Source organism: Candidatus Thermoplasmatota archaeon (genome assembly GCA_034660695.1).
Classification (GTDB): Archaea; Thermoplasmatota; E2; order UBA202; family DSCA01; genus JAYEJS01.
In genome coordinates this window covers 1-5,445 of record JAYEJS010000116.1, presented here as the reverse complement: position 1 = coordinate 5,445, position 5,445 = coordinate 1, and the positions used below count along the sequence as shown (strand labels likewise).

Genomic DNA, 5,445 nt, shown 5'->3' with positions numbered 1-5,445 from the left:
TATGGCTTTGCGAATTTTTTGTCCAAATTCATAGAGTGTCATCTCATCCCACTCCAAGAGATAAGACATTGCTCTTTATAAAAAATGTCGAAATTTTTCAGGAAAAATTCCTATTCGTAGAGACTATTCTTGCCGAAAACTATTTATAGATGAACTGATATACTGTTTTGTAGGTAATGAAAATGATAAGGAGAAGAAGAAAAGATGAAGATGAGGATAAGGACTTCTTTGAGGAGTGGTTTAGGGATTGGCCGCACAGATGGGGCTTTCCATCGTTTAAGTCTGACATATTTGATGAATTTGAAGAACAGTTTAAAAGGATGGAGAAGTACATGGGACATATATTCAAAGATACCATGAGTGGGAAACTTCCGTCCCCTGAGAAAGGCGGTCCGTACGTATACGGCTGGTCTCTCAGAGTTGGGCCAGACGGAAAGCCTCATTTCCAGGAATTTGGCAATGTTCCGAGAGCGAGCGGTGCCGAGCCACGGCAGCTACTGGAGCGAAGAGAACCGCTGGTGGATGTAATGGAAGAAGACGATGCAATCAGCGTAACTGCGGAAGTTCCAGGAGTGGATAAAAAAGACATCGACCTAGAGATTACGGGAGATACATTGACAATCAAAGTAGACAAAGACGAAAGAAAATACTACAAAGAGGTGAAACTGCCAAGTGAGGTTGATGTTGACTCCGCAAAAGCGAGCTACCATAACGGCATACTGGACATAGAACTGAAGAAAGTAAAAGGCAAGAAGAAAGGCAAGAAGATAAAACTGGATTAAAATCCTCTTCCTTTTATTTTTGTATATCTGGCAGAAAAAAGTATGCAAACCATTTAAATTCATGCCGCACATGCTTATGTGCATGCTCATTAATGCTGACCTCCACATACATTCCAGATTTTCGGGCGGCACGTCATATAAAATGAATATAAAATCTTTATCGGAGGGAGCAAAAAAGAAGGGCATACATTTGTTTGCCACGGGCGACTGCCTTCATCCACTGTGGGCCGATGAAATAAAAAATGCAGGAAAAATGGAAGAAGGCATATTTGATGTAAATGGAACGAAATTTATTTTATCGACAGAAGTGGAGGATAAAAACAGGGTTCATCACCTCATTCTTTTTCCTTCCTTGGATGCCGTAAATAGTTTCAGAAACAAATTGCATAAACACTCGAAAAATATCGACAGAAGCGGAAGGCCGGTCATTGGCATTGAAGGGGCTGAGATAGCATCTGCCGCAATTGATGTCAGTGCACTGGTTGGCCCGGCCCATGCCTTCACTCCATGGACAGCCATGTATGCATACCACGGTTCCCTGAGAGATTGCTATAAAGATATGGCTTCATCCATACATTTTCTGGAACTCGGGCTAAGTGCGGATACGGATTATGCTGACAGAATTTCGGAATTGAGAAACGTTGCCTTTCTATCGAATTCCGATAGCCATTCCCCGTCCCCGATACGTCTCGCCAGGGAATTCAACCGCCTTGAGATACAATATTTTTCGTGGGATGAAATAAGAAAAGCAATTCTTTTTAGAGGTGGAAGAAAAATTGTTATGAACGCTGGTTTTCCGCCAGAGGAAGGAAAGTATAACAGGACAGCCTGCACTTCATGCCACAGGCAATACCCAGTGCAAGAAGCAGAAAATATGAACTGGAAATGCAAATGCAGCGGAACGATAAAAAAAGGCGTGAAAGACAGGGTCGAAGAGCTTGCAGATTATAAAAAGCCCAGGCATCCGTCCGGCCGTCCGCCATATATCCATATAATACCCCTCGCAGAGATAATAGGAAAATCTTTACATTTCTCCCCCCTATCAAAAACAGTGACTGAAAGGTGGGACGATATCATGAAAAAATTTGGGAGTGAAATACATTTCCTTCTGGATGCCGACATCGATGAAATAAGGAGGGTTACGGCCCCCGCCGTCGCCGCAGCCATAATGGCATTTCGCAAGGAGGACATCAAAGTGCATCCCGGAGGGGGCGGGAAATATGGGGAGATAGAAATCCTTGGAGATGCGAACGTTGGCAAGAGCGGGCAAAGGAGGTTGATAGATTGGGTAAGATGATATGCGGTATAGATGAAGCAGGAAGGGGGCCGGTGATAGGCCCGATGGTGGTGGCTGGGGTGTGGGCGGAGGAGGAAAAGGAAATTGCATTGAGGAATATGAATGTCAAGGATTCAAAAAAGCACAGCAAAAAAAGGAGAGAGGAACTTTCAGAAAAAATACGGGAGATGTTTTTTTATGACTTTGTAGTTGTACAGCCCGAAGACATCGATGCGCTCCGGAACACCATGAGTTTGAATGACCTTGAGATACACATATTTGTGAAGATTGGAAGGAGCAAGAAAGCAAATGTGTATTACCTAGATTCTGCAGATGTCAATGAGGAGAGATTTGGTCAAAAATTTAGTGAGAAACTCGGCTTTGATGCAGACATTATATCAAGGCACAAGGCTGACGTTGCCTACCCGATCGTATCGGCCGCTTCAATTGTGGCTAAGGTGGAAAGGGACAGAAAACTGAAAGAAATAACGGATGATATTGAATCCAAGTTGGATGTTCCCCTGGGAAGTGGATACCCCTCTGATGAAAGAACACGTATTTTTATAAAAAAATGGATAGAGAAATTTGGAGATGCGCCGCCGTATACACGACGTTCCTGGAGCACAGTTAAAAAAATAAAGATGGAAATGAAACAGAAAAGGCTTTTGTGATTAATTTATTTGGAGGGGGATGAGGGAAAAGAGAGAAAGTGACGAGAGGATTGTGCAAAGATGAAGCAGCAGAAAAGATGTTAGAGAATTACAGGGCATATTACAATTTCACAAGAAAACACAGTTCACTAAATAGTAAAACACCCGCAGAGAAAGCAGGGATAAACCTCAATCTTGGAAGAAATAGATGGGTGGGATTGATTGAGCAATCCCTCTAATTTTTTTAATTTATGTCTCGTATGCAACACTCAACTAAAAATAATGGAAAAGCCCCGTATTTGCACCAGAACCCCCGAGCCAATGAATAAATATAAATATCATCTCAAAATTGTAGTAATGAATAAAAATGGATAGGTATACCACCGTATCTCTCCCATCTGTGTTTCACAAAAAACTATCCAGTTTTATAAAGGAAAACCCCCAGCTCGGATATGGGAGCGTTGCTGAATTTGCAAAGGAAGCGATAAGGTTGAGAATTACAGAGGTAAAAAGTGAAGCCCAAATTATTGCTCTGAGGAAATTGAGAGATATGCCATACAGAAACTGGGAAGAAAAGTGGGAAAGCTTCAGAGGCATAGAGGCGAATTCAGAATAAAAATATAAACGAAGTTTTTATGTAACGTTAGCCATTCCATATACAGTGGTTGCATGGCTAAAAGAGAGCGGTGGGATTCCCGTTTTGCTTTCGTGATGGCATCTATTGGTTCTGCCGTCGGGTTGGGCAATATATGGCGTTTTCCCTACATCTGCTACCAGAACGGAGGAGGGGCTTTTTTGATACCCTACTTTATCGCCCTGTTCACCGTGGGGATACCCCTGCTTATAGTCGAATTCGGGATAGGACACTGGTTCGGAGGGGCGGCTCCGCACGTCTTTAAAAATATAAATAAGAAATGGGAATGGGCCGGGTGGTGGGCGATTGTCTCCGCCTTCATTATCTCGGTTTATTATTCGGTTATAATGGCATGGTGCCTATGCTATTTCTTCCATTCAGTAGGGCTTGTTTGGGGACAGAATGCATCACAGTTTTTTAGCCAATTTTTGGGGAAAACATCTTCTCCTTTTGCTCTTGGAGGATTGAGGCCACAAATACTGTTTGCCCTTCTTTTCATATGGACATCAATATACATGATTCTCTACAAAGGCGTAAAATCCATAGGCAAGGTCGTTGCGATAACAGTTCCGTTGCCAACCGTTTTATTACTCATACTCGCCATTCGTGGAATAACGCTGCCCGGTGCTTTGGATGGACTGGGTTTTTATCTCACCCCAAATTTTTCAAAACTGGCGTCGCCTTCCGTGTGGCTTGCTGCCTATGCACAGATTTTCTTTTCTCTCTCGCTGGCACAGGGCATCATGATCGTATATGCCAGCTACCTGAAAAAAAAATCCGATATAACGAACAATGCATTTATCACTGCACTTGCCGACGGAGGCACTGCATTCCTAGCAGGATTTGCCGTATTCTCGGTATTGGGCTACCTCTCCTATTCAACTGGTGTGAGTATAAATGATGTAGCGGGAAGTGGCATGGGACTGGCTTTTATAACATATCCCACGGCAATATCCCATCTTCCTGTAGCAGCTTCATTATTTGGTGCAATTTTTTTCATAGCACTTCTTACTTTTGGAATAGATTCTGCGTTCTCGATGATCGAGTCGGTAACAGGCGGCATAGAAGAAAAATGGGGAATTTCGAAAGAGAAAGCCACGCTCATCATATGCCTGCTCGGCTTTTTAATGGGCATCCCGTTTGCAACTGGAGGGGGCAGCTACTGGATTGATGTGACAGACCATTTTATTTCAAACTTCGGGCTGGTTTTTGTAGGGCTGATGGAATGCATTGTATTTGGTTATATCATGGGGGCAGAAAATTTGAGAGAGCATGTGAATGAGATATCGGACATAAAATTGGGAAGATGGTGGGATTATTTGATAAAATTTGTTTCACCGTTCATTTTATTATTCATAGCACTTGCTTCCCTGATTGAATTGATAGGCAAGGGATACGAGCATCTCCCTTCAACAGCTCTTGCCGTCGGAGGGTTTATTGTCGTAATAAGCCTTTTAATCTCAATAGCATTGATGAAGGTGAAATGATGTCCGCAAGTGCGATAGCAATGTTCATATTCGGATGTGCCGTATTTTATGGTGGACTTGCATGGTGCGTCTACATAGCGCTGAAAAAGGGCAAGCGAAATAATTTTAATGAATGATACGTTAATGGCAATTGAATAAAATGAAAGCCAAATTTGCGATTTTTGTGGTTGGTATGCTTCTTATGGGCAGTTCTTCGATCGCGGGGATAAATGATGTCGGGAATGAGAAAACAAACGCGAACGGGATAACCATAAACTGTGCTTTCTCAGATCCATCCTTTGTCGAAAATGGCGATTTTCTCTGCATCGAAACAGCAGGGGCTGAGGAAATGTTGTCCGTGCCGGGTAATCCTTCTCTCCCCTATAAATCAGAAACATTAGCATTTCCGTTCGGAACGAAAATTGAAGGCATAGATGTTGAATTGGGCAATATACAGACAATGCATCTGGATAAAAAAATAGCCCCTGCTCCAGAGCCTGTACCGCTGAACGGAGCTGAACCAAAAGCAGCGAAGGAGGGCAGGGTGTATGAAAGCAACGAACCATATCCATCAAACTGGTTCACATATAACATTGGAGCGGGCATTCAAAACGGAGAGCATGCTATATTTCTTTCA

Annotated in this window: 8 protein-coding genes; all 8 read left to right on the top strand. The window is 42.9% G+C overall.

The window, feature by feature from the left end; translation table 11 throughout:
• Nucleotides 1-176: 176 nt before the first annotated feature.
• A complete protein-coding gene (hsp20, locus tag U9O96_06095; GenBank protein MEA2054665.1) occupies nucleotides 177-782 on the top strand; it encodes an archaeal heat shock protein Hsp20 in 606 nt (201 codons plus the stop codon).
• An 82-nt stretch (nucleotides 783-864) separates the two neighbouring features.
• Nucleotides 865-2,079 carry a TIGR00375 family protein gene (locus U9O96_06090; protein ID MEA2054664.1) on the top strand — a complete coding sequence of 405 codons (1,215 nt, stop codon included), beginning with the start codon at nucleotides 865-867 and terminating at the stop codon, nucleotides 2,077-2,079.
• Nucleotides 2,076-2,729: a ribonuclease HII gene (gene rnhB, locus U9O96_06085; GenBank protein ID MEA2054663.1), complete on the top strand. Its 654-nt coding sequence runs from the start codon at nucleotides 2,076-2,078 to the stop codon at nucleotides 2,727-2,729. The genes U9O96_06090 and rnhB overlap by 4 nt, the downstream gene beginning before the upstream one ends.
• 38 nt (nucleotides 2,730-2,767) lie before the next feature.
• Complete coding sequence (locus tag U9O96_06080) at nucleotides 2,768-2,947, top strand: integrase core domain-containing protein (GenBank protein MEA2054662.1); 180 nt, start codon at nucleotides 2,768-2,770, stop codon at nucleotides 2,945-2,947.
• Nucleotides 2,948-3,075: 128 nt separating this feature from the next.
• Complete coding sequence (locus U9O96_06075) at nucleotides 3,076-3,324, top strand: hypothetical protein (GenBank protein ID MEA2054661.1); 249 nt, start codon at nucleotides 3,076-3,078, stop codon at nucleotides 3,322-3,324.
• 53 nt (nucleotides 3,325-3,377) lie between these two features.
• Complete coding sequence (locus U9O96_06070; protein ID MEA2054660.1) at nucleotides 3,378-4,829, top strand: sodium-dependent transporter; 1,452 nt, start codon at nucleotides 3,378-3,380, stop codon at nucleotides 4,827-4,829.
• Nucleotides 4,826-4,945, top strand: coding sequence for a MetS family NSS transporter small subunit (locus U9O96_06065; GenBank protein MEA2054659.1), 120 nt, complete (start codon nucleotides 4,826-4,828; stop codon nucleotides 4,943-4,945). The genes U9O96_06070 and U9O96_06065 overlap by 4 nt, the downstream gene beginning before the upstream one ends.
• A 23-nt stretch (nucleotides 4,946-4,968) precedes the next feature.
• Nucleotides 4,969-5,445 (top strand): hypothetical protein (locus U9O96_06060; protein MEA2054658.1); only part of this gene is annotated, 477 nt, incomplete at its 3' end.

Bases quoted from the DNA above. Each gene is read 5' to 3' on its own strand.
- U9O96_06075 (MEA2054661.1), top strand. From the start codon at position 3,076: ATGGATAGGTATACCACCGTATCTCTCCCATCTGTGTTTCACAAAAAA.
- U9O96_06065 (MEA2054659.1), top strand. From the start codon at position 4,826: ATGATGTCCGCAAGTGCGATAGCAATGTTCATATTCGGATGTGCCGTA.
- hsp20 (MEA2054665.1), top strand. From the start codon at position 177: ATGAAAATGATAAGGAGAAGAAGAAAAGATGAAGATGAGGATAAGGAC.
- U9O96_06070 (MEA2054660.1), top strand. From the start codon at position 3,378: ATGGCTAAAAGAGAGCGGTGGGATTCCCGTTTTGCTTTCGTGATGGCA.
- rnhB (MEA2054663.1), top strand. From the start codon at position 2,076: ATGATATGCGGTATAGATGAAGCAGGAAGGGGGCCGGTGATAGGCCCG.
- U9O96_06090 (MEA2054664.1), top strand. From the start codon at position 865: ATGCTCATTAATGCTGACCTCCACATACATTCCAGATTTTCGGGCGGC.